General features: G+C 49.7%; 17 protein-coding genes and 2 pseudogenes. 12 read left to right on the forward strand and 7 right to left on the reverse strand.

Features of this window, described 5'->3' with window-relative positions; genetic code table 11:
* Positions 1-44 precede the first annotated feature (44 nt).
* From RQN30_RS12650 to RQN30_RS11870, 5 genes and pseudogenes are all read left to right on the forward strand, one after another.
* Positions 45-9,443, forward strand: a pseudogene (locus tag RQN30_RS12650) (fatty acid synthase subunit beta domain-containing protein).
* Between the two features lie 204 nt (positions 9,444-9,647).
* Positions 9,648-9,821 carry a holo-ACP synthase gene (locus RQN30_RS11855; RefSeq protein WP_353060651.1) on the forward strand — a complete coding sequence of 58 codons (174 nt, stop codon included), beginning with the start codon at positions 9,648-9,650 and terminating at the stop codon, positions 9,819-9,821.
* On the forward strand, positions 9,818-10,216 hold the full coding sequence (locus RQN30_RS11860) for a holo-ACP synthase (protein WP_353060652.1): 399 nt from the start codon (positions 9,818-9,820) through the stop codon (positions 10,214-10,216). The genes RQN30_RS11855 and RQN30_RS11860 overlap by 4 nt, the downstream gene beginning before the upstream one ends.
* A gap of 128 nt (positions 10,217-10,344) precedes the next feature.
* Positions 10,345-10,914: a TetR/AcrR family transcriptional regulator gene (locus tag RQN30_RS11865; protein WP_353060653.1), complete on the forward strand. Its 570-nt coding sequence runs from the start codon at positions 10,345-10,347 to the stop codon at positions 10,912-10,914.
* 504 nt (positions 10,915-11,418) lie between these two features.
* Positions 11,419-12,072, forward strand: a complete 654-nt coding sequence (locus tag RQN30_RS11870) for an HAD-IA family hydrolase (protein ID WP_353060654.1) — start codon at positions 11,419-11,421, stop codon at positions 12,070-12,072.
* A 180-nt stretch (positions 12,073-12,252) separates the two neighbouring features.
* Here the strand turns inward: RQN30_RS11870 and RQN30_RS11875 are convergent, their stop codons facing one another.
* From RQN30_RS11875 to RQN30_RS11895, 5 genes are all read right to left on the reverse strand, one after another.
* Complete coding sequence (locus RQN30_RS11875; RefSeq protein ID WP_353060655.1) at positions 12,253-13,083, reverse strand: glycosyltransferase; 831 nt, start codon at positions 13,081-13,083, stop codon at positions 12,253-12,255.
* Positions 13,080-14,075 carry a glycosyltransferase gene (locus RQN30_RS11880; RefSeq protein ID WP_353060656.1) on the reverse strand — a complete coding sequence of 332 codons (996 nt, stop codon included), beginning with the start codon at positions 14,073-14,075 and terminating at the stop codon, positions 13,080-13,082. Before RQN30_RS11880 ends, RQN30_RS11875 begins: the two co-directional genes overlap by 4 nt.
* Before the next feature lie 413 nt (positions 14,076-14,488).
* Complete coding sequence (locus RQN30_RS11885; RefSeq protein ID WP_353060657.1) at positions 14,489-15,082, reverse strand: UDP-galactopyranose mutase; 594 nt, start codon at positions 15,080-15,082, stop codon at positions 14,489-14,491.
* The gene (locus RQN30_RS11890) at positions 14,988-15,581 is read right to left on the reverse strand and encodes an NAD(P)-binding protein (RefSeq protein WP_353060658.1); all 594 of its coding nucleotides are present in this window, start codon (positions 15,579-15,581) and stop codon (positions 14,988-14,990) included. The genes RQN30_RS11885 and RQN30_RS11890 overlap by 95 nt, the downstream gene beginning before the upstream one ends.
* Before the next feature lie 433 nt (positions 15,582-16,014).
* Positions 16,015-16,800, reverse strand: a complete 786-nt coding sequence (locus RQN30_RS11895; protein ID WP_353060659.1) for a glycosyltransferase family 2 protein — start codon at positions 16,798-16,800, stop codon at positions 16,015-16,017.
* A gap of 387 nt (positions 16,801-17,187) precedes the next feature.
* Here RQN30_RS11895 and RQN30_RS11900 point away from each other — a divergent pair, with 387 nt between their 5' ends.
* The 4 genes from RQN30_RS11900 (at position 17,188) to RQN30_RS11915 (ending at position 19,771) form a co-directional block, all read left to right on the forward strand.
* Positions 17,188-17,373 (forward strand): hypothetical protein, encoded by a 186-nt coding sequence (locus RQN30_RS11900; protein ID WP_353060660.1) that lies wholly within the window; start codon positions 17,188-17,190, stop codon positions 17,371-17,373.
* The gene (locus tag RQN30_RS11905) at positions 17,370-17,813 is read left to right on the forward strand and encodes an ABC transporter permease (protein ID WP_353060661.1); all 444 of its coding nucleotides are present in this window, start codon (positions 17,370-17,372) and stop codon (positions 17,811-17,813) included. The genes RQN30_RS11900 and RQN30_RS11905 overlap by 4 nt, the downstream gene beginning before the upstream one ends.
* A 14-nt stretch (positions 17,814-17,827) precedes the next feature.
* Positions 17,828-18,595 carry an ABC transporter ATP-binding protein gene (locus RQN30_RS11910; protein WP_353060662.1) on the forward strand — a complete coding sequence of 256 codons (768 nt, stop codon included), beginning with the start codon at positions 17,828-17,830 and terminating at the stop codon, positions 18,593-18,595.
* A 63-nt stretch (positions 18,596-18,658) separates the two neighbouring features.
* Positions 18,659-19,771: a glycosyltransferase family 2 protein gene (locus RQN30_RS11915; protein WP_353060663.1), complete on the forward strand. Its 1,113-nt coding sequence runs from the start codon at positions 18,659-18,661 to the stop codon at positions 19,769-19,771.
* 518 nt (positions 19,772-20,289) lie between these two features.
* Here the strand turns inward: RQN30_RS11915 and RQN30_RS11920 are convergent.
* A pseudogene (locus RQN30_RS11920) lies at positions 20,290-20,688 on the reverse strand (glycosyltransferase family 2 protein); the annotation flags it as partial.
* A 275-nt stretch (positions 20,689-20,963) separates the two neighbouring features.
* On the opposite strand from RQN30_RS11920, the gene RQN30_RS11925 reads away from it, so the two are divergent.
* Genes RQN30_RS11925 through RQN30_RS11935 form a run of 3 tightly spaced genes read left to right on the forward strand, consistent with a single transcriptional unit; the run spans position 20,964 to position 21,849 of the window.
* Positions 20,964-21,146 carry a hypothetical protein gene (locus RQN30_RS11925; RefSeq protein ID WP_353060664.1) on the forward strand — a complete coding sequence of 61 codons (183 nt, stop codon included), beginning with the start codon at positions 20,964-20,966 and terminating at the stop codon, positions 21,144-21,146.
* Complete coding sequence (locus RQN30_RS11930) at positions 21,122-21,538, forward strand: hypothetical protein (RefSeq protein ID WP_353060665.1); 417 nt, start codon at positions 21,122-21,124, stop codon at positions 21,536-21,538. The genes RQN30_RS11925 and RQN30_RS11930 overlap by 25 nt, the downstream gene beginning before the upstream one ends.
* Positions 21,469-21,849, forward strand: coding sequence for a hypothetical protein (locus RQN30_RS11935; protein WP_353061855.1), 381 nt, complete (start codon positions 21,469-21,471; stop codon positions 21,847-21,849). The genes RQN30_RS11930 and RQN30_RS11935 overlap by 70 nt, the downstream gene beginning before the upstream one ends.
* Before the next feature lie 117 nt (positions 21,850-21,966).
* Here RQN30_RS11935 and RQN30_RS11940 read toward each other — a convergent pair whose 3' ends face one another.
* Positions 21,967-22,092, reverse strand: a complete 126-nt coding sequence (locus RQN30_RS11940) for a hypothetical protein (RefSeq protein ID WP_353060666.1) — start codon at positions 22,090-22,092, stop codon at positions 21,967-21,969.
* Positions 22,093-22,113: the final 21 nt, after the last annotated feature.

Here is a 22,113-nt window from a genome sequence, read left to right on the forward strand (position 1 = left end):
TCGGATAAATTTTTTAGATTTTTAAACACTAGTAAAGGTATAAAATGACTACTCTTTTCGAAAAACTGAACTCTGGTACACCTTATTTATTGCAATTTGCTGGGCAGGCGTCGCCATGGCGGGAGGAGCTTTCCCGGTTGCGTGCCGATTTTCCGACGGCGGGCAAACTTGCAAAGCTCCAGGAAATGAGCGAAAAAATACTTGCACCGGTACTTCCGGAGCTGACGCAGATTACTGGCGGGAAGCTGGATTTGCTCAGTGAACAGGTTCCGAATGCAGCTTTCGCATCGGTTCCGGGAATTCTGCTTTGCCAATATGCCGGATTGCAGGAGCTGGCATTGGCGGCGAAACCGGCGGCAGTGCTCGGATATTCGCAAGGGGTGCTTGCGGCTGAATTAGTAAAAGAAAGCGAGCTGAGTAATTCGAATCCGCTTCCGGCTGCGGAAAGTGAATTATTGCCTGATTCGAAGCTGCAGCCGCAGCATGGTAAAGCTGATCAGCCGAGTGGATTTGCGGTGAAGATTTTTGCTGCTGCGCGGTTAATCGGTGCTGCTGCCGCACATACTGCGCGGAGAATTGGCAGTGTTCCGCGTGGTGAATTGACTTCGATGCTTGCAGTGCGGGGAATGCCGATTGCGCAAATTGAAACGCTTGCAGCCGAGTGCGGGGTGACTCTGGCAATTATAAACGCACCGAATCGGGCCGCGCTTTCCGGGAATCCGTTATCGCTTGCGAAAGCGGCGAAGCAGATTGCGGAAAGTGCTGCCGCGCAGCAGCAAGCTTTGGATGAAAAGCTTACGGGTTCTCAGGCGCTTACTCCGAGCTGTGAGTTTCTTCCGGTTGACGTGCCGTTTCATACTCCGCTGCTCGAACCTGCGGTTGAATTGGTGAAAAAGTGGGCGCAGTGCTGTGATTTTGGGGCGCTGGATGTTGCCGGGCTTGCACGTGTGGTTCTTACGGATCCGGTTGATTGGCATGCGCAGATTTCACAGGCGTTAAAGCTGAAGCCGGAATGGATTGTTGATCTTGGACCGGGGGCTTCGCTGCGGACGATTACTGCTGCGCAAACTGCAGGTTTAGGTATTGGAGTTGTGGAAGCGGGAGATTCTGGCGGGCGTGATTTGCTGAAAACTCCTGGCGCGGTTTTTCAAAAGTCGGCGGATTATTCGCAGTATATTCCGACTGTTGCACTTCTTGACGGGAAGAAAGTGCTTGAAACGCGTTTTACGCGCTTGACCGGGCGTGCTCCGGTGCTGCTCGCGGGAATGACTCCAACCACTGTTGAAGCAGATATTGTGGCTGCTGCTGCGAATGCTGGTTATTGGGCGGAAATGGCTGGCGGCGGTCAGGTGACTGAGGAGGTGTTCCTTGAGAATCTTACGGATTTGAAAGCAAAGCTGAATCCGGGGCACACTGCACAGTTTAACGCAATGTTTATGGATCGGTACTTGTGGAATCTGCAGTTTGGCGCGCAGCATATTGTGAGTCGCGAACGCCGAAATGGTGCGCCTTTTGATGGTCTTGTTATTTCTGCGGGTATTCCGGAGCTGGAGGAAGCTGTCGGGATTTTGCAGGAGCTGCGGGCGGCGGGTTTCCCGTATATTGCGTTTAAGCCGGGGACTGTCGGTCAAATTCGGCAGGTACTTGCGATTGCGAAAGAAGTTCCAGATTTTCCGGTGATTTTGATGGTGGAGGACGGTCATGCCGGCGGGCATCACTCGTGGGAGGATCTTGAACATTTGCTTCTTGGGACTTATGCGCAGATTCGTGCGCAGGAAAATACGGTGCTTTGTGTTGGCGGCGGACTCGGTGATCCGGTGCGGGCAGCGAAGTTTCTCACTGGTGAATGGGCGCGTGAGTATGCGAATTCGGTGATGCCGGTGGATGGAGTTTTTATCGGGACGACGGCGATGACGGCGCGGGAAGCGCATACTACTGATACGGTGAAAGAGCTGCTTGTGAATACTCCTGGTATTCCGTTTACGCACAATAATGGTTGGGTTGGTTCCGGGCAGGTAAGCGGGGGATGACTTCCGGGCTTTCGCATTTGCATGCGGATATGTATGAAATTGATAATTCTGCCGCGGATGCGTCGCGTTTGTTAACGCAGGCTGGTGATGCCGAATTCCGTGCTGCTCATCGTGAGGAAATTATTGCTGCGATTAATGCTACTGCGAAACCGTATTTTGGTGAATTGGAGCAAATGACGTATGAGCAAGTGCTGCGCCGTTATGCGGAACTTACTTATCCGAATGCGGATTCTTCGTGGCAGGTGCGTTTTCATGAACTGCTGCAGCGCTGTGAAGCACGTTTGAGTGCGGTGGAATCGGGGGAGATTGAAACGATTTTCCCGCATTTGGAGCAGGCGGCAGATCCGCAAAAGTGTATTGCTGAGCTGATTGCGGCGTATCCGCGTGCAATTCGGACTACGTTTACTGTGCTTGATGCGGCATGGTTTATTGAGTTGTGTCGGAAATATCCAAAACCGGTGCCTTTTGTGCCGGCAATTGATGAGAGTTTGCTGAAGTGGTGGGGCAGTGATGGGCTTTGGCAGTCGCATGATGCCCGTTATAGTGCGGATCAGGTTCGGGTGATTCCTGGTCCGGTGTCGGTGGCGGCAATTACGAGTGTGAATGAGCCGATTTCTGATATTCTTGCGCGTTATGAGGCGCAAGCGCTTGCTGATTTGGCAGGGTTGGCGGAGCTGGAAGCTGGCGGCTGTGCAGCTGCAGGTGCGGCAGTGCCGACGGCGGAGATTTTTCGCGTCTCGCTCCGAGTTTTGCGGAATATATAAAACGGGTGCCGCATATTCTTTGGCATGGGCATTTGATGGTGAATCCGGCGCGGGTGCTGGATCAGTATCGTGTGGAGAAAACTGACGCTGGTTATGATTTGCTGATTGATCTTGATACTTTGTGGGATGATACTGCAGCTGCGCAGCATGCGGTGCGGATTTTACGGATTCCGCTTGTGCTTAATGATATTGCGGCCGGCGCGATTCCGGTGGTGGATGATTCGCGGCTGCCGGATGCGATGGCGGAAATGCTTCGTGCGACGGCGGGCGTCGGTGCTAAGAATGTGATGGGTGATGAGATTGCGCATTTGCCTGAGATTGTGCCGAGTGAACTTTCTGAATTTGGTGCAGCGCATTTTGTTTTCACTGTAAATAGTGAGCTTGGTGCGCTGCATGCTGGGGTGACGGCGGGGAGTTGGCTGAAGATTTGCATTTGGCTCCGATTGTGCCGGCTGCTTTGCTGGGGCTGTGTTGGCCGGCAATCTATGCTGCTCTTGGTTCGGCGCAAGTTGCTGGTTATCCGGTGATTGAGGGGCTGCTGAATGCCGTCCATCTTGATCATGCAGAGAGTTTAGCTGTTGCGGCGATTCCTGCTAATGCGCGGATTAGTGCTGTTTCTTATTGTGCGGATATTGCTGAATCTGCTTCGGGGCGTGTGGTTACGGTCGATACAGTTTTGCGTGCTGCGGATTGGGGGAATACCGACGGCAATACCCTGGTTCAGGGCGGCGATATGTTTGCTGCGGGCACTGAGATTGGCCGTTTTTCTGAACGTTTTGCAATTCGCGGGCGGGCGTCGGGTTCTGATTTGCCTGCGGAGCCGCGTCTTGGCCGGGAAATTGAAGCGCAGCTGCGGGCGGGGAAGCGTACTTTGCTGCGTAAGATTAGTGTGAAAGCACCGCGGGATATGACTGCTTTTGCGATGGTTTCTGGTGATTATAATCCGATTCATACTTCGTATCGTGCAGCGAAAGTGGCTGGTCTTGATGCGCCGCTTGTGCATGGGATGTGGCTTTGTGCGGCGGCGCAGCATGTTGTGTGCGGAGCTGATGAAAGCGGGGTTAGCTGGCATATCGAAAATTGGATTTATCGGATGTATGGTTTGGTGAATCTGAACGATAATGTTGATATTTCGGTGGAGCGGATTGGTATTGCAAGCGGCGGGCGTGTAGTTCTTGAAGTGATTTGTAAGGTGGATGGGGAGATTGTCTCGCAGGCTGCGGCAATTGCCAGCCCGGCTTGTACTGCATATGTTTATCCTGGTCAGGGGATTCAAAAGGCGGGAATGACGCTTGATGAGCGTACGAGTTCGCCGGCGGTGCGTGAAGTGTGGGAGCGTGCAGATGCATATACCCGCAAGGAGCTGGATTTTTCGATTCTGGCTGTTGTGCGTGATAATCCAACTGCGTTAACTGCAAATGGCGTAACTTACCGGCATCCGCAGGGGTGCTGAATTTGACACAGTTTACGCAGGTGGCGCTGACAGCTGTGGCTTTTGCGCAGACGTCGCGTCTTGCGGAAGCCGGTGTGCTGGTTGCGGGGGCGTATTTTGCGGGTCATTCTCTTGGTGAGTACACTGCGCTTTCGGCATATGGCGGGATGATGAGTCTGGAGACTGTGCTTGGTATTGTTTTCCAGCGCGGTTCTACAATGCATAATCTTGTGCCGCGCGACGGCAGCGGCCGTTCCGGATATAAGATGGGTGCGCTGCGGTCAAACCAGTTTGGTGTGGATGATGCGCATGTTGCCGAGTATATTTCGCAGGTGAGTGCGGATAGCGGCGAGTTTCTTGAGATTGTGAATTTTAATCTTGCTGGTGCGCAGTATGCTGTGGCAGGTACTGATGCTGGTATTGCTGCGCTTGAAAAGGATGCTGCTGCGCGGGCTGCGGCAGCTGGCGGGAAAGCTCCGTTCATGTTGATTCCGGGAATTGATGTGCCGTTCCATTCTTCGCGGCTGCGTTCGGGAGTGGAAGATTTTCGTTCGGTGCTTTTGGAGCGTTTGCCTGATGATATTGATTTTGATCGCCTTGTCGGGCGTTATATTCCGAATCTGGTGGCGTGTCCGTTCGCGTTTACGCCGGATTTTTGCGGGAGATTCTTGCCGTCGTGCCTTCGGAGTATGTTCAGGATTTGCTTGACCGTTGGGATTCGATTGATTTAGCTGCTGAACGGCAGGAAATTGGCCGCGGGCTGCTTGTGGAACTGCTTGCATGGCAGTTTGCTTCTCCGGTGCGGTGGATTGAGACGCAGGAGTTTCTTTTGGGGAATCCGGTGTTGAGCAGCTGGTGGAAGTTGGGCTTGGGCATGCGCCGACGCTTGCAAATCTTGCGGCGAAGACCTTGCAGTTGGTGCAGTTTGCTGGTGCAGGTGTAAAGACGCTGAATGTGCAGCGTGATGCGGCTGCGGTTTATTCTGAAGACGAACCGAAGCCGTTTATTGGGAAGCGCAGGTCTGCGGCGGCGGATGCAGCTACAGTAACGGGCATATCGGCGGCGGATGCGGAGTTTGGTGCAGCTGTAAAAGCACTGCCCGCGGTGCAGCTGCGAGTACAGGTGCGCATACAGGTGCGGGTGCAGCTGAACTGCGAGAATCGGCGGCAGTGCTGGAAACAAAGGCAGAGGTTTCTGTAGGTTCCGCCGCAGTTTCTGTAGGTTCCGCCGGATTGGGGAATGCGGATTCTGCTGCAGATTCGGAGCTGCCGGCACAGGAAACCGGAACGGTTACTCCGGAAGTTGGGTTTGACGCTGCCGATGCGCTGAAAGTGCTGCTTGCGTATGCGACGAAGATTAATGTGGAGCAGATTGGTGCGCAAGACACGATTGAAACGCTCACGAATGGGGTTTCTTCGAAGCGGAATCAGCTGCTGATGGATATTTCTGCCGAGTTGGGGCTTTCGGCGCTTGAGGGCGGAGCGGAAGCTCCGGTTGCTGAGCTGACAAAAAATGTGCAGGCGGCGGCGCATAATTATGTGCCGTTTGGTCCGGTTCTTTCTGAAGTGCTGGGTGAGCATATTCGCCGACTTTTCGGTTCGGCTGGTGCGGTGCTGGCGGACATTAGTCAGCGGGTGAGTAGTGAATGGCAGCTTGGCGCGGGCTGGCAGGCGTGGGCTGCGGCCTTTGCGATGCTGCAAACCCGTGATGGGAAGTCTACTCGCGGCGGTGAATTAAAGGTGCTGCAAGTTCCGTCGAATAAGGCGGAAGTAGCTGCTTTAATTGATCAGGCATTGGTGAATGCCGGCAAGTTCTTGAAAGTTCCGGTTTCCAAGTCGGCTGCAAATAGCGGCAGTTCAAGCGGGGCGGTGGTTGATTCGGCAGCGCTTGATGAGTTTAAGCAGTTCATCACCGGATCGCTTGCCGAGAATGCCCGTGATTTGCTTAACCGTCTTGATTCCCGTGAAAAACCGGTTGAAAAATCAGCTGCGGATACTGAGCTGCTTGAAACTGTTGCTGCGGAGCTTGGCGCGTCATGGCCGAAGCTGGTTGCGAATGTATTTGATTCGCGGAAAGCCGTCGAGCTGAATGACCGCTGGGCGTCGGCACGGGAGGATGTGACTCGGATTGCTCTCGGTGCCGATGTTAATGCGAATTTTGCGGCTACTGGAGCGGAAGTTGCACGGCAGGCACGTTTCTTAGCGGCCCGTACCTGCAAAACGAATCCGGAAATCGCAGACCGGCTCGCGAAGATTGCAGTGCAGGCACTTGATGAGACTCCAGGTGAGTTTTCAGGGAAGGTTGCTGTTGTTACCGGGGTGACTCCGCAGTCTATTGCCGGTGCGCTCACTGCAAAGCTTCTCGCCGGCGGCGCCACTGTGATTGCGACGGCCTCGCGGATTTCACAGCAGCGGCTGATTGATATCCGCGAGCTTTACCGCAGGTCTGCCCGCGGTGATGCAAGCTTATGGCTGGTTCCGGCAAATCTTGGATCTTACCGTGATATTTCGGCGTTAATTGATTGGATTGGCAGTGAGCAGACTGAGACTGTCGGCGGTGCAAAGCATTTGATAAAGCCGGCGCTGATTCCGGATTTACTTTTCCCATTCGCGGCTCCGCGCGTGTTCGGTTCATTGGCGGATGTTGGTCCGCGTGCGGAAAATGAGGCCCGGATTATGCTGTGGGGTGTGGAGAAGCTGATGTCAGGTTTGGGTGCGCTTGGCGGCGAACATGATATTTCACATCGTTTGCATATTGTACTTCCCGGATCGCCAAACCGCGGTATTTTCGGGGGCGACGGTGCATATGGCGAAGTGAAAGCAGCGCTTGACGCAATCTGTAATAAATGGCGTGTGGAGCCGTGGGGAAGCAGGTTACCTTGGCGCATGCGCGGATCGGATGGGTGCGCGGTACTGGTTTGATGGGCGGAAATGATCCGCTTGTTGCCAGTGTGGAAGCGAAAGGCGTCCGCACCTGGTCTACGGAAGAAATGGCTGGAGAGCTGTTAAGTCTTGCTTCAGCGGCGGCGCGCAGACAAGCACTTGCCGGGCCGTTGGATGCGGATCTTACCGGCGGTTTGGAAGCGGTTGATTTTACGGCTTTGACGCATGAAGCATCTGTGCAGAATGCAGATTGTGTTCCGAAAGTGCATACTCCGCAAATTCAAGCTCTTCCGAGTCCATCTGAAATCACACTTCCCGGCGGCGGGGCAGCTTTCAAAGATGGTTCTGCGAATCCGGAAGATTTAGTTGTGATTGTGGGGCTTGGCGAAGTGGGAACATGGGGCAGTGCCCGCACTCGTTTTGCTGCTGAGCTTGGAATTCAGAAAGATGGGTCGGTTGAGCTGACTGCGGCAGGCGTGCTTGAGCTGGCATGGATGATGGGGCTGCTTACCTGGCATGAGTCGCCTAAGGCTGGCTGGTATGACAGCGAAAATAATCTTGTGGAAGAGCAAGATATTTATTCTCGTTTCCGTGATGAAGTGGCAGCCCGCAGCGGTATTCGGCGTTTGCATGATGACGGGGCAATACTTGCTGCGGGAACTACCGATATGGTGACCGTTTTCCTTGACCGCCCGATTAGTTTTCATGTTTCGAGTGAAGCTGAAGCGCAGGCTTATCTGCAAGCGGATCCAAAGTTTACTCAGGTTGAGCTGGCAGAGACGAGCAGCGGTGAAAGCTGGAAAGTTACACGTTTGCAGGGAGCGGCAACTCTTGTCCCGCGCCGGACTACGATTTCGCGTTTTGTTGCCGGGCAGTTCCCGCAAGGTTTTGATCCGCAAAAGTGGGGGATTCCTGCTGCGATGCTTGAAAGTGCAGACAAGATGGCTGCATGGAATCTCGTGGCAACAGTGGATGCGTTTATTTCTGCTGGTTTCAGCCCGGCAGAGCTGCTGCAGGCGGTGCATCCGAGCAAGGTGGCTTGTACTCAGGGCACTGGTTTCGGCGGGATGAATTCGATGCGGAAACTTTTTGTGGAACGTTTTTGAATGAGTCTGTGCCGCAAGATATTTTGCAGGAGACTTTACCGAATGTGATTGCTGCACATACGATGCAATCTTATGTCGGCGGGTATGGTTCGATGATTCAGCCAGTGGCGGCATGTGCGACTGCAGCTGTTTCGCTTGAAGAAGGCGTCGATAAGATTCTTGCAGGCAAGGCGGGTTTTGTGGTGACTGGCGGTATAGATGATCTTTCCGTCGAATCGCTTGAAGGTTTCGGGTTTATGAACGCGACGGCTGATTCGCATGCTCTTGCTGAGAAAGGGATTAGTGAGCGGTTCTTTTCACGGGCAGGGGATTCGCGCCGAGCTGGTTTTGTGGAGGCGCAGGGCGGCGGTACCGTGCTGATTGCTCGGGGTGATCTTGCGCTTGAGCTGGGTTTGCCGGTTTATGGTGTGGTCGGTTATGTGCAGACATTTGCCGACGGAGCCCACACTTCAATTCCTGCTCCTGGGCTTGGTGCGCTCGCGGCGGGACAAGGCGGGAAAGATTCCGGTTTGGCTCGTTCGTTGGAGCGGTTAGGTGTGAGTACAGATGATATTGCTGTTGTGTCAAAGCATGATACTTCCACAAAGGCGAATGATCCGAATGAAGCTGAATTGCATGATCGGTTGGCGCATGCTCTTGGCCGGAGCAGCGGTAATCCGCTTTATGTGGTTTCGCAAAAAACGTTGACCGGTCACGCGAAAGGCGGAGCGGCACTTTTCCAGATTGCAGGGCTTACACAGATTTTTGCTTCTGGGATAGTTCCGGCAAATCGGGCATTGGATAATCTTGATCCGGAGTTTATGGAACGTGATTATCTGGTTTGGCTGCGTGACCCGCTGGATTTGAATCGGGAAAATACCGGCGGCGTGCACACTGATGATGCTGTCAGTGATGGCAGCGTTGTGCCGATTAAGGCTGGTTTGATTACTTCGCTTGGTTTTGGGCATGTTTCTGCAGTGATTGCGCTGGTGCATCCGGGGGCGTTTGCGGCGAGTGTGTCGCGCAGCCGTGGTGCGGGGGCGCTTTCGGTGTGGCGTGAGCGGGCTTTGAACCGTTTGCATGCCGGCGAGCTGCATCGGGCGCAGGCGATGATTGGACATAAGGCACTTTATGAGCCGGTGGAAGGGCGCCGGCTGCCGGAGGGTGCGGGCCGTGCTCATGAAGCTGAAGCGGCGATGCTGCTTAATCCGCAGGCGCGGCTTTGTGCGGACGGAAAGTATCAAGGCTGAGTTTTGCTTGTGTGAAAGCGAATTGTAAATATCGACGGCGGTGCGGAGGATGGTCTGTATCGCCGTCGGTAAAAACATTCGGATAAATAGTTAAACTTCGAGATGTGAACATTGAAAATATGTGAATAGAAGCGGGGATTAGTGAAGGTGTCTGGATTTAGGCGAACGGATTTTCTGGATGTTCCTCCAATATTCGGAGTTGGCGTGGATTTAGTGTATATTCCGCAGTTTGTTTCGCAGCTGCATCAGGTTGGTTCGGTTTTTGCAGATGCTTTCAGCTCTGCTGAGCGGCGTTATGCCCGCAGGCGGGCGGTGGTTACTGGAAATTTGCCTGAGTATCATTTGGCGGCGCGTTGGGCTGGGAAAGAAGCTTTTTGAAGGCGTGGTCGGGATTGCTTTTTGGGAAGCCGCCGGTGATTGAAGTGTCCGGGGTGAATTTTGCTGAGATTCAGGTGCTTGCTGATGCTTATAACCGTCCGCAGCTGGTGCTTTCCGGGCAAGTTGCGACGAGTTTTGCAGCGAGTGTTTCGCGGGCCGGGAGTGCGCCGGTGAAAGCGGATATTGCGGCGGTGTTAAATTCGCAGGCTGCCGGTGATTGCGAATTGGTTGAGTCGGTTAAATCGGTTGAGTCGGTTGCCGGTGCGGAATTCGGAATTCGAAAATCGATTGTGCACCCGTTGATTTCTTTATCGCATGACGGGGATTATGCGATTGCTTATGTGCAGCTGGCGGCAGGCAGGATACCGGATGCGAATTCGGTTTCCGGACTTTGATTGTTTTTGGTGTGCGGAGGGAGATTTTAGCGATTGCGAATCGTTGTTTTGCGCTAGTTTCAGTAAACTGAAAGCTAAGGTTGGAAGCTTTGAATTATTTTTATATTTAACGAGTGCGGAGGGTTTGGATGGCAGGTGTGCGTGAGGCGAAACATGCAGCGAATTTGCAGCGGATTCTTGAAGCGGGAAGTGAGCTTTTCGAGCAGCATGATTATGCTGATGTTACTACGAATATGCTTGCGCAGCGGGCTGATGTTTCGGTGGGGACGCTTTTTCGGCATATTGGTTCAAAAGCTGCGCTGTTAGTTTCAGTGATTAAGAAAACGCTGCATCAGCCGGTGCAGACGCTGCGTCCGGCTACGACTATCCCGCTTGCGATTCAGGCTGTGATGGCTTTAGTTGAACCGTTTTTGGATTTGGCGGTGCGGCAGCCGAAGAATGTGATTGTTTTTCAGCGGGAAGTGCTTTACGGTGAGGCCGACGGGTCGGAGGTTGTCGGGATTGTGCAGGCACTGGAGCCGCAAATTGGGGAAATTGTGGCAGAGCTGCGCGGTATTCCGAGTCAGAATCTGACGCATACGCTTTATTCGGTGATTTATATGGATTTTTTGCAGGCGACGACGGGGAGTGCGCGGATGGAGGATTTGCCGGAACGGATGCGTGAATCTGTGAGTGCGGTGCTCTATAACTGGCGTTAAAGCCTTTTAGTTGGGTCGATTTGGGCCGGGTTCCGAGCGGTGTTTTGCATAGCGGTCAGGCTTGATCTATGCAAAAACACCGCTTTCCGCCCGAACAACTACCGGCTTTTTATCCCTCTGTGCTGAAAAGCGGCTATCTGTGATTGCAGATTGAATAATTGCAGGGCAGAGACTTGAATATTAAGAGCTTCTAGGTCTGAAATTTGGTGAATATTGATTATCTAGCGTCTGGATATAAAATTTAACGAGTTTCGGCATTATCAGAGTTCAAGTTAGGTTTTGGGCGGGTAGTTTCGTGAGGGGAGAAAGACCCGGTGTTTACATCAGCGTTCAAGTTAGGTTTTGGGTGAGTAGTTTCAGTTTTGGGCGGGTAGTTTCAGTTTCGGTAAAAGCTTAGATATTTTAGGCAAGCTCGGAACTTTCGGAACAGAAAAACAAATGAACAAATGAACAAAAAACAAATAAATAAACAGATAAACAAACAAATGAAGAAACGAGGAAATGATGATTAAGGCAGCAATTTTTGATATGGACGGAACTTTGATTGATACGATGCCGGTATGGCGCGGGGCGGGAGCAAACTATTTGCGCCGGCTTGGGGTGGATGTAGATCCGCATCTGGGTGCGCGCTTCTTTGAGATGACGGTGGGAGAAGCTGCTGAGACGATTCGCGAAGAGTTTAATGTTGATCTTTCTGTTGCAGAAATTGAGCACGGTATTTTTACCGAGGTTGAGCGGTCGTACCGCGAAGAAGCACCATTTAAGCCTGGCGCGATTGGTTTTGTTCAGGCGCTTGCGGATGCTGGAGTGCCGATGTGTATTGTTTCTTCCGGATCGCAGCCGCTGATTTCGGCTGCACTTGAGCGGGCAGGAATCCGCAAATATTTTACCGAAATTTTCGGGGCAGCACAGACGGGGATTGATAAGCGCCAACCGACTATGTTTATGCAGGCGGCAGAGCTGATGGGAGTTGAACCGTTTCACACGTGGGTTTTTGAAGATGCGCTTTATGCGGTGCGTGTGGTGAAGCCGTTTGGTTTCCGAACCGTGGGAATTTCCGACGAACTGAGTGCTGGTACCGCACACTCACTCGCAGCAGAAGCTGACTTGTATTGGGAGGAATATCCGCGCGAGATTCCGGCGCAAATGTTGGGGTGAACGCTTTTGCGTATTCGTTTTTTATTTCGCTCCAGCCAGACTTTGCGGTGATAAATTCGTGACCGGCGGGTGAGCCGCTTCTCTCGAACTGCTTATTAACGCTGTCTTTGAATCGGTAATGTTGTGTTTTCGGATCGGTAATGTGTGTTTTGAATCGGTAATATTATTTTTTGAACCAGCTCAGTTTCCCGACGGTGCGGTAGAGGATTTTCCGCAGGAATCCGGGGATAACTCGGTATCCGCAGCGCAGCACGATATTTTTACCAAATCAAGGCGGGAAGTAATTCCAAGATGATACAGCTTTCGCTGCAGGTCGAATTCTGAGCGGAGCATTGTGATTCCGCCGCGGCGGGAATAGGCTCCGGCTCCGATTCGGTAGAGTACGAGAGAATCAGAAAGGTTGATGCAGCGTACACCGGCGGAAATCATTCGGGCGAAGAGCCAGTAATCTTCCATATGATTAACATGCTGATATTTACCGCACTCACGTATTTTACTCGCCCGGTACACCACGGTTGGGTGGTTGAATGGGTCGCGCAGCCGTGCCGCTTTGCGGATTTCTGCAGCAGTTTCCGGCATTTTTCGGGTAAGTCCGCGCTCATTTTCGTTATCGGTGAATTCGGTGAGAGCTGATCCGACGAGGTCGTATCCTGATTCGATATATGGAATTTGTTTCGCGAAACGTTCAGGCAGCGAGATATCGTCGGCGTCTGCGCGTGCGACGATATCATATTCGCAGGCTTCGAGACCAAGGTTGAGTGCATGTGAAAGCCCGTGGTTTTCTGGTGTTGCAATAACTGTAAGTTTTGTTTTCCCAATCAAATTTGCGCCGGCGGCAGATTGGGCTTTAGCGAGTAAAGCGTGCACTTGCGGGGTGATTGGACCGTCGCACACAACCACAAGCTGTGTTGGCGGAAGTGTTTGCTCAATTGTTGCCGAACGTATTGCACGTTCAAAGAATTCGGCGCGGTCTCCAATGTAGACCGGTAAAAGCACGGAAAAATTGGTCATTTTGTGCTCCTCTCGCGCTTTGTGCTCCTCTCGGCGAATTTCTGTTGTTCCCAGGATTCGCGTTCGAGTGTGAGCACATCTGCCAGTGCCGGTGTGCTTTCAAAAATTTTGGTGTTTGTGCGCGGCCGCCGCAGTCCGGCTTTTACTCCTTGCGCGAAGTATTTTAGCAGCTCGCTGCGATTTTGGTCAGCGGCAAGAAGTTTTATCCAGCGCAAAACAGTTTTTCCGCCGTACAATATTTTTTCGAACGGTGTGAGCGAGGTTGAAAAACGGTACATCCAAAATTTATTGCGGACTTCGTTGAAGAATCTTTTTCCAGGTGAAGCTGCGGCATTGCCGAAGGTTTTCGTGCGGTGTTCGACGCGGGCCGAATTTACGTAGAAGCCAATCCGTTTCCGTAAAATTCGTGCGGTATATTCAAAATCGTCGTTCCATAGAAAATAGTCTGCTACTGGTAAACCGATTTCGCGAATCGCGCTTGCACTAATTAGCGGGCCGACGAATGAGGCGGTTCGGATTGGGTATGCGTGCAGATCTTTAGCTTGGATCACGAGATCGGCGGGGGCGAATGGCATTAGGCGCGGTTTGTTCATTGGGTGTTCGCGTCCGTCGATCCAATCTGCACGGCAGGCAAGTAATCCGAGTTCAGAGTTTTTTGCAGTTTTTACTGCCGGGAGTGCTGCAAGTTTCTGCCACTGAGTGAGCAGCGTTTCGAGCGTGTTGAGATGCGGGAGGGTGTCGTCGTCCATTATCCACACGTAATCTGCTCCAATGCTGATTGCGCGGGCAATTCCAGCTGCGAATCCGCCGGCTCCGCCGAGATTTTCCGGCATTGTAATTGTTTCGGTAACGACTTTTGCGTTTGCGATTACTGTTGGAGTGGAGTCAGTGGAAGCATTGTCTACCACTACCACACCATCAAGTGCCCGAGTTTGGCGGGCTAACCGGTCAAGCATTTTCGCTAAAAGTTCGGCACGATTCCATGCGACCACGACGGCGACGACTTTTTGTTCATATTGCGGGAACCTTATTGATGATTTTGGAGGAGAATAGATGAGGAGAATAGTTAACGACGGGGAAAGGATTTGGCACTTTAAGGATTTGGCACTTTAAGAATCTGGCACTGCAAGGGGCTGCAGCTGGCCGCGGATCCGGATTTAAATCCCGGCTTATCGCGGATTAGGTTTTCAGGGTCAGGCTCAGGGCTTATCGGCTTAAGGGATGGGTTCAGGGATACAGGATTCGATTTCAAGGCGATAAGACTCCTGAATCTCGAAAGTTCTTAATCCTGCCCCTCCCCAAAAAATCCGAAAACACTTCACTAAAAATTTCGAAAACACTTCACCGCGAAATCCCGAAACTCATTAATTCTGCGCCGCGGAAACCATTGCAAGTTTCGGCAGTATCAGAGCCAGAGCTTTGCTTTTGAAAGTGCCGAACGGATTGTGTCTTCCATTCCATAATACCGGTATTCAGCCAGCCTCCCGCCGAATTTGACCTTTTCTTCTGCGAGGGAACGCTGCCGATATTGCTCGTATTTTTCGCGGTCGTCAGCGTTCTCAAGCGGATAATAAGGTTCGATTCCGCGATGCCAGGATTGTGAGTATTCTTTTGAGACTACTGTTTTTGGCTGGGTGCCGAATTCGAAGTGTTTATGTTCAATTGTGCGGGTGTATGGTGTTTGTGTGTCGGTGTAATTCATTACCGCTACGCCTTGTTTGTTATCGGTATCGAATATTTCATGTTCGAAGCGCAGTGAGCGGTAGCGTAGTTCACCGTAGCAGAAATCGTAGTATTCATCGATTGGGCCGGTATAAATCACCATATCGGCAGCAGCATCAATTTCTTCCTTCTGTTTCAGATAGTCGACACCAGTGCGGACATCGGCAGCAGCAAGCATTTTTTCAAAAATCTGCGTGTAACCGCCGATTGGAATCCCTTGATACGGGTCGCGGAAGTAGTTGTTGTCGAATGTGAAACGCAGCGGAATCCGGCGCATTACCGACGGGGAAGTTCTTCACAAGACATTCCCCATTGCTTTTCGGTGTATCCCGCCACCAGTTTTTCGAAGATGTCTTTTCCGGCAATCGAGAGGATGTGTTCTTTGAGATTTTTCGGATCTGCGCATGGAATACATTGCGAAGCAATTTTTCCCGGGCTTCTGCCGGAGTTTTCACACCCCAAAGCTGATAGTAGGTGTTCATGTTGAATGGCATGTTCAGCAGTTCGCCGTGATAGTTTGCCACCGGGGAGTTTACAAAGTTGTTAAATTCGCAGAATTGGTGCATATAATCCCAGATTTCTTTGTCGCTGGTGCGGAAAATATGCGCTCCGTACTTGTGCACGTTAATGTCGGCTATTTTCTCGGTGTAGCAGTTACCGCCGATATGGTCGCGCCGTTCGACTACGAGTACGGACTTGCCGAGCTTTGCTGCTTCGAATGCGATTACTGCGCCAAAGAGTCCGCTTCCAGCAATCGCGATATCGTAGTGTTTCATTTTATCCTTCTGTTTGAGCTCAACTGGTTCAGTGGTTTCAACTGGTTCAGTGTTATGGTGTAATCATATTTTATATTTCACCCGTTTGGGTTATGGCTGCAGAACGGGTACGGAATTTTATTGCTGCCAGTTTCCGCAGACTTGTTTTCTTGTCTGCGCCCATTTTTGCGGGCTGATACGGTTTTCGGTGATACAGGCAAGCAGTTTCCAAAAGTGTCGGGTTTTTCCGGAGTACTGGTCGGCAGTGCGGTTTTGGAAAGTTTTCGGGTGCTTGAGAAGTAAATTTAAATCTTTTTGCTCCACGGGAAGAAATACTGCGGGTTAATATTTCCGGCGCTGAATTCGGATTTGAATGTGTGCTGGAAGTGCGGAAAGAAATCTTTTCTTCCTGCGGGTGTCAGCCGCCAATAATTCCAGATGTAGCTATCCCATTTCAAGCGGGTTTCGTATGTTTTAAGTTTTTGTATTTCGGAGCTGCGGGTCCGAAACCGGCAATAAAGCGTTCAATTTCTGCGAATTCTTTCGCGACGGCAAACACTTTTCCAGCGGAATGAATTGATGAGTTTTCGTTGTCTTGGCGGTAGTGAACAAAAGCATTCGGCAGCAGGCTGACTTTTTCCGCGCATGCCCAGACCTTAAATGTGAAAGATACGTCTTGGTAGCTTGCTCCGGGTGTTTCGAGGAAACGAATTCCGTGTTTAACCAGAAAATCGCGGCGGTAAATTGCCGACCAAATCGATGGCATGTACCAAAATAGTGCCGGATATTCAAGAGGTTTAATAATCTGCGGCGTATTTTTTCGAATTAAATAATTGCACCGATTGGATAGTTTTGGCGAACTCCAGTAGAAGTAGAAATTGGATTTAACAACGGGTGTCTGTGTTTTTTCGGCGTTACCGGTAAGCACAGCGAGCGTATTTGGATCCATAAAATCATCGGACTCAAGGATTGCAATATATTTTCCTTTTGCGGTGTCTAAACCGCGGTTCATTGAAGCGCCGTATCCGGAATTTTCTTTGTTAATGACGGTGATTCTCGAATCTTTTTCCGCATAGGTTTCAAGGATTTGGCTGGTTGTGTCAGTGGATCCGTCGTTAATGCAAATTATTTCGATATTCGGAAGTGTTTGCGAAAGTATTGAGTCAATGCATTCTTTGAGGTATTTTTCAGCGTTATAACAGGGGACAATCACGGATACTAGTGGAGGAAAATCTGTCATTCTTATTCCTTATGGTTAAAGTGTTGGAAATTGCCGCTGTCAGAATTTAGTATTAGAGCCAGTTTAGCGCAGCTGCGCCGCAATGTGAGGAGCTTACTATTGCACTTCCCGGAGTAATCTGTGTGGTATTATAGCCTAGTTGTTTAGGGCGATTCGAAAATAGGAGAAGCCTGCAGCACTGATTTACAGATGCAGAAACTAGAGTAGCGCGAAGAACGGCGGTTTTTATGCATATTGCGCTGAAAAAGATATTTATATCTTGCAGCAGCTGGTCTCAAAAGACTTCAAAATTAAATATCGACGCAGCTTATTGGGAATTGTCTGGTCGGTGTTGAATCCGCTGCTGATGATGATTGTGATGGCAATCGTTTTTCGACGATGTTTGCTGTGGCACGTACCGGCAGTATTCCAAACTATCCGCTTTATCTGATTCTGGGTATTGTCACTTTCCAGTTCATGTCGGAGTCAACTTCGGGGGCGTTGACATCAATTGTTGGCGCGTCATCGCTGCTGAAAAAGGTGCGGATTCATCGCTGGGTGTTTCCGGTGCAAAGATTCTCTTTGGATTGGTGAATTTATCTTTTTCGCTAATTGCTGTTGCGCTGGTAATGCTGTGGTTCCAAATTATTCCCACATGGCATATTGTTTGGCTGCCGGTTTGTTTGCTGCTGCTCTCGATTTTTAATGCCGGTGTCGGGCTGGCGCTGGCAGCTGGTGATGTGTTCTTCCGTGATATCCAGCATTTGTGGGGTGTTTTTATTACGGCCTGGACTTATGCCACTCCGCTGTTTTGGAGCTTTGATATGATTCAGGGGATGAGCCCGACTCTGCAACTTATCATGAAAGCGAATCCGATGTACTCTTTCGTGATGTTTATGAGAGATATTTTCTTATATCAGCAAAGTCCAAGTGCTGCGGTGCTGCTTGCATGTACCGGTTGGGCGGCAGCTGCAATAGTATTTGGCATGATTACTTTCAAACTATCTGAACATAAGTTCATCTTATACATCTGATTATTGGAGATTTAATGGCTTATATTTCACTTCCTGCAAAGCAGCAAGGAGAGTATTCGATTGTTGTTGACGATGTTACGATGATTTTCAACATGGCATCGGAGAATATGCATAATTTGAAGGAATACTTTATCAAGTTGATGAAACGTGAGCTTTTCTTCAAAGAATTCAAAGCATTGAAGAATATTTCGTTTCAGATCAAACGCGGCGAAGTGGTCGGCTTGGTCGGTACTAATGGTTCTGGTAAATCTACAATGCTGAAAATTATTGCCGGTGTGCTTGAGCCGAGTGAAGGTACAGTGCGTGTCGGCGGCAATATTTCTCCGCTGATTGAGCTTGGTGCGGGTTTTGATTTCGAGCTTACTGCGCGGGAAAATGTTTATCTCAACGGCGCATTGCTCGGGTATTCCCGTGAGTTTATTGACGAACATTTTGACGAGATTATTGATTTTGCGGAATTGCATGATTTCGTAGATATGCCGTTGAAGAATTATTCTTCAGGCATGGTGGCGCGGATTGCTTTTGCAGTGGCGACGATTACTGAGCCGGATATTCTGATTGTCGATGAAACACTTTCAGTTGGTGATGTATTCTTCCAGCGAAAGTGTGAGGAAAGAATACAGCATTTTATCGAGAATGGTGATGTTACAGTTCTTTTCGTCTCGCACTCGATGGAGCAGGTGGAGCGGATTTGCGACCGTGCAATCTGGATTGAAAAAGGCGAAATGCGGATGGATGCACCGGTTGCACAAGTGTGTGAGAGTTACAAGAATCAATTCTGATGCTGTTTCGGGGCTGATATTGGATTTGCAGGTTCGCAGCAGAGTTTGATTTAAGGAGAAATTATGGAAGAAAAACAGCCGCTTGTGAGCGTCATTATTCCGATGTATAACTGTGCAGCGTATCTTCCGAAATTGTTTGCCAGCCTGCGCAGCCAGACTTATCCGAATCTTGAAATTATTTGTGTGGATGACGGATCCACTGATGCAAGTTCCGCTATTGCAACGCAGTTTATCTACGACGATTATCGGATACGGATTTTCCGGAAGTATAATTCGGGCGCAGGTGAAACTCGTAATGCTGGGATTGTTGTAGCGAAAGGCGATTATATCTGTTTTGTGGATGCAGATGATTTTATTGCGCCGAATGCAATTGAATTGCTGGTGGATACTGCGGAAAATCATGGTGTCGATGTCGTACTTTTCGATCTTGATAATTACAGTAAAGAGTCGAATTCATTTACGGTAAACGAGTCAATTAACCGCGAGTATGTTCCGGTGCGGCAAGTGTTTAAAGCCGTCGACGTGCCCAATATTTATAAGCATGTAATTGGTTTTACTGTAAACAAGTTTTATCGTGCAGATTTTTTGCGGGAAAATAACTTGTTGTTCCCGAAAATAGCGGCGCATGAGGATATGCCGTTCACTTATCTTGCTTTGAGTCTTGCCGACGGAATCTACTATCTGGATGAAACGCTCTATCATTATCGCCGTGAAAATCAAGACAGCGTAAGTAATACGCTGGAAACTGATTACCAGTACATGTTTCAAGCTCTTGAGATTACCTGCGACTGGTTATTTCGGCATAAAATTTGGAAAAAATTTGAAAAGGATTTCATCAGCTATGTACTGCATATGTGCAGCTGGCAGTATTCGCGGAAAAATATTTTATCGCGGACGGAGTTTCTGGAAACTGCAGCACGGGAGTGGTTTTCGAAGCTCGGAGTTGCATATCTTTCACCGCAAGATGTGCATGATTTAAGCGATTACCAGATTTACGAAAAAGCGATGTCAATCGGGAAAGCGCACAGATTTGCTGCTGAATTTTACCGCAGTTTTTCACGCGCACCGGCAGTAGTGAAAGCAGTGATTTTGTTCCGGACTGTCCGCGGGAGGTTGGCGAAGTTTATCAGGAGACGGCAGAAATTGCGGGAGTTAAGAGCAATCATGCGCAGATAAACTGCGCGTTTCAGGATGAGTTTTGCCGGGAGTACGTCGGAAAAATTTGGGAAAATCATTGCGCGAATCGTGTTGAAATAGTTGTTGAAATCTTGCTTTGAACTTGAAAAACGCTGATGCATCAGCGCGTATTCGAGAAAGTAATGCAGATAAAAATAACGGACTTCGGAGCTTGCACCAGATTCTTTCAGCAGATTTTGGATGCGGCGCTGTGCAAAAATAAATTCCTGTTTTTTAAAATTATTTTTTCCTTCATCGAAAGTAATAGATCCGCTGACTCCGCGGCGATAGTAGTAGAGATGCTCGGCAAGGAGTGAAACCCGCTGGCATTTCAGCATTGCTTCTGCCGCGAAGATTGCGTCCTCATAGATATGGTTGGGCAGAAAACGCAGCTTGTGTTTTTCGATAAATGAACGGCGGAAAATCCGATCCCAGATTCCCATAAACTGAATCATTTCTGGGCGGGTAGCTAGTGAAAATATTTCTCCGTTGAGCTTGCGGTAAAGCTCCTGATCGCGGTACGTATCCAATGCGCCTGATTGCTGCGAATAAAGAAAATAATCAAAAATTACGATATCTGATTTTGTTTTTTCCGCATGTGCAGTGGTTTTTGCAAAAAGCTGCGGATCTGCGAAATCGTCACCGTCAATAAAAACGATATATTCGCCGGTTGCTTTGTCTAAAGCGATATTCCGTGCCTGCGAAACTCCAACATTATCAGCTTGATATACTTGCATCCGTGCGTCTGCTTTTTGGTATTGGGAAAGAATATCGGCTGAAGAATCAGTAGATCCGTCGTTTACACAAATTATTTCGAAATCCTGGATTGTCTGGGCGAAAACAGTGTCAAGGCACTGTGCAAGGTATTTTTCAGTATTATGTACTGGGATGATTACGGATATTAGCGGGTGTTTCATATCGGTCTTTTCTGTTTTTGAACGGATAGTGAATATATTATGTTATATCGCATAGTTGTCTGAATCGCGAGAGCAGATTAAGCCCGATACAGTTACGGGGTAAGCTGCCGAAAATTATGATTTGGTGATTTTCATTGGTAAGGAGTGCATGATAATGAATCCCGGCACACAAGAAGCTGCAGGTCAGCGCACCTCACGGGTGCTCTATTTTGATGTTTTAAATGTGCTTGCCTGCATTTCGGTACTCTTTTACATTGCAATACGATGGTGCACGCATGGAATCCGGGAAAAACTGGGCAGCAGCGCTCGCAATTGAGACGATATTTTTCTTCGCTGTCCCAATATTTTTTATGCTTACCGGAGCGACGCTGCTGCGCTATCGGGATCGTTACGATACGCAAACTTTTTCCGGAAGCGCTTGCTGCGGATTGCGGTGCCGTTTCTTGCTTGGAGTCTAATTGCGTTTATCACGGCGAATATTGTGAATGATCGTTGGGATACGCTTAACGCCTGGAATCCAGTTTCTTTTGCAAACGGCATATTAAATAACACGATTGAGGTCACGTATTGGTTTTTCTTCCCGCTTTTTGCGATTTATCTTGCGCTGCCGGTGATTTCGCTGCTGAAAGATCAGCGCAGCGTGTTGATTTATGCTGCGGCGGCGGCTTTTATTTTGCAGTATTGTCTGCCGGTGATAATGAAGATGCTGGGCAGTAATTGGAATCCTGATTTTTCCATGCCGGCTTTGGGCGGTTTTTATTTTATCCGGTTCTCGGGTACCTGCTTGCAACGGTTGATTTTGCGAAAAAATATCGGATTTTGCTCTATACAGCTGCAGTTCTTTCCCTGATTTTGAAGTTTGGATACACCTTATATTATTCGGCATTAATCCAGGATGTGGATCGGACTTTCTTTGATTATCAGGTGTTCACTGCTGCTTTGCCGGCAGCCGCAATATTTGTGTGGTGTAAAAACACTGATTTTGAATGGCTGCGCAAACACCAAAATCTGTTGGCGAAAATCTCGGGATGCTCATTCGGTGTCTATCTGCTGCACAATCTGGTTTTGCAGAATATCATTTTCGGGTTTTTCGCTATTTCGCCTACGTCGGTGGTGTTACGCACAGCAGTCCCGCTGCTGCTTTATGCTTTTGCGTCTTAGCAGTGCTGTTGTTAAAACAGATTCCAATACTGCGGAAGATTGTTCCGTAAGCCGAGCTGTACACCTGCAGCCCGGCTTAGCCGAAGAACTTGAATGCGGATCTGAAAGTTTTTCGGTTCAGCGGCGGAAGAGGAATCTGTAGGCGCGGGCAATCAGCTGATAGTGGCGCGGCATATTCAGAGTATTAACCAGGATTCGATAGTCGTCCTGATGATAGAAGTACTCTGCGCTTAAATCTTTCACTCCGAGTTTTTCAAACCAAGA

Source organism: Arcanobacterium hippocoleae, from assembly GCF_040360365.1.
In the GTDB taxonomy this organism is placed as follows: domain Bacteria; phylum Actinomycetota; class Actinomycetes; order Actinomycetales; family Actinomycetaceae; genus Arcanobacterium_A; species Arcanobacterium_A hippocoleae_A.

Bases quoted from the DNA above. Each gene is read 5' to 3' on its own strand.
- RQN30_RS11865 (WP_353060653.1), top strand. From the start codon at position 10,345: ATGGCAGGTGTGCGTGAGGCGAAACATGCAGCGAATTTGCAGCGGATT.
- RQN30_RS11870 (WP_353060654.1), top strand. From the start codon at position 11,419: ATGATTAAGGCAGCAATTTTTGATATGGACGGAACTTTGATTGATACG.
- RQN30_RS11875 (WP_353060655.1), bottom strand. From the start codon at position 13,083: ATGACCAATTTTTCCGTGCTTTTACCGGTCTACATTGGAGACCGCGCC.
- RQN30_RS11885 (WP_353060657.1), bottom strand. From the start codon at position 15,082: ATGCGCCGGATTCCGCTGCGTTTCACATTCGACAACAACTACTTCCGC.
- RQN30_RS11890 (WP_353060658.1), bottom strand. From the start codon at position 15,581: ATGAAACACTACGATATCGCGATTGCTGGAAGCGGACTCTTTGGCGCA.
- RQN30_RS11895 (WP_353060659.1), bottom strand. From the start codon at position 16,800: ATGACAGATTTTCCTCCACTAGTATCCGTGATTGTCCCCTGTTATAAC.
- RQN30_RS11910 (WP_353060662.1), top strand. From the start codon at position 17,828: ATGGCTTATATTTCACTTCCTGCAAAGCAGCAAGGAGAGTATTCGATT.
- RQN30_RS11915 (WP_353060663.1), top strand. From the start codon at position 18,659: ATGGAAGAAAAACAGCCGCTTGTGAGCGTCATTATTCCGATGTATAAC.
- RQN30_RS11925 (WP_353060664.1), top strand. From the start codon at position 20,964: ATGGAATCCGGGAAAAACTGGGCAGCAGCGCTCGCAATTGAGACGATA.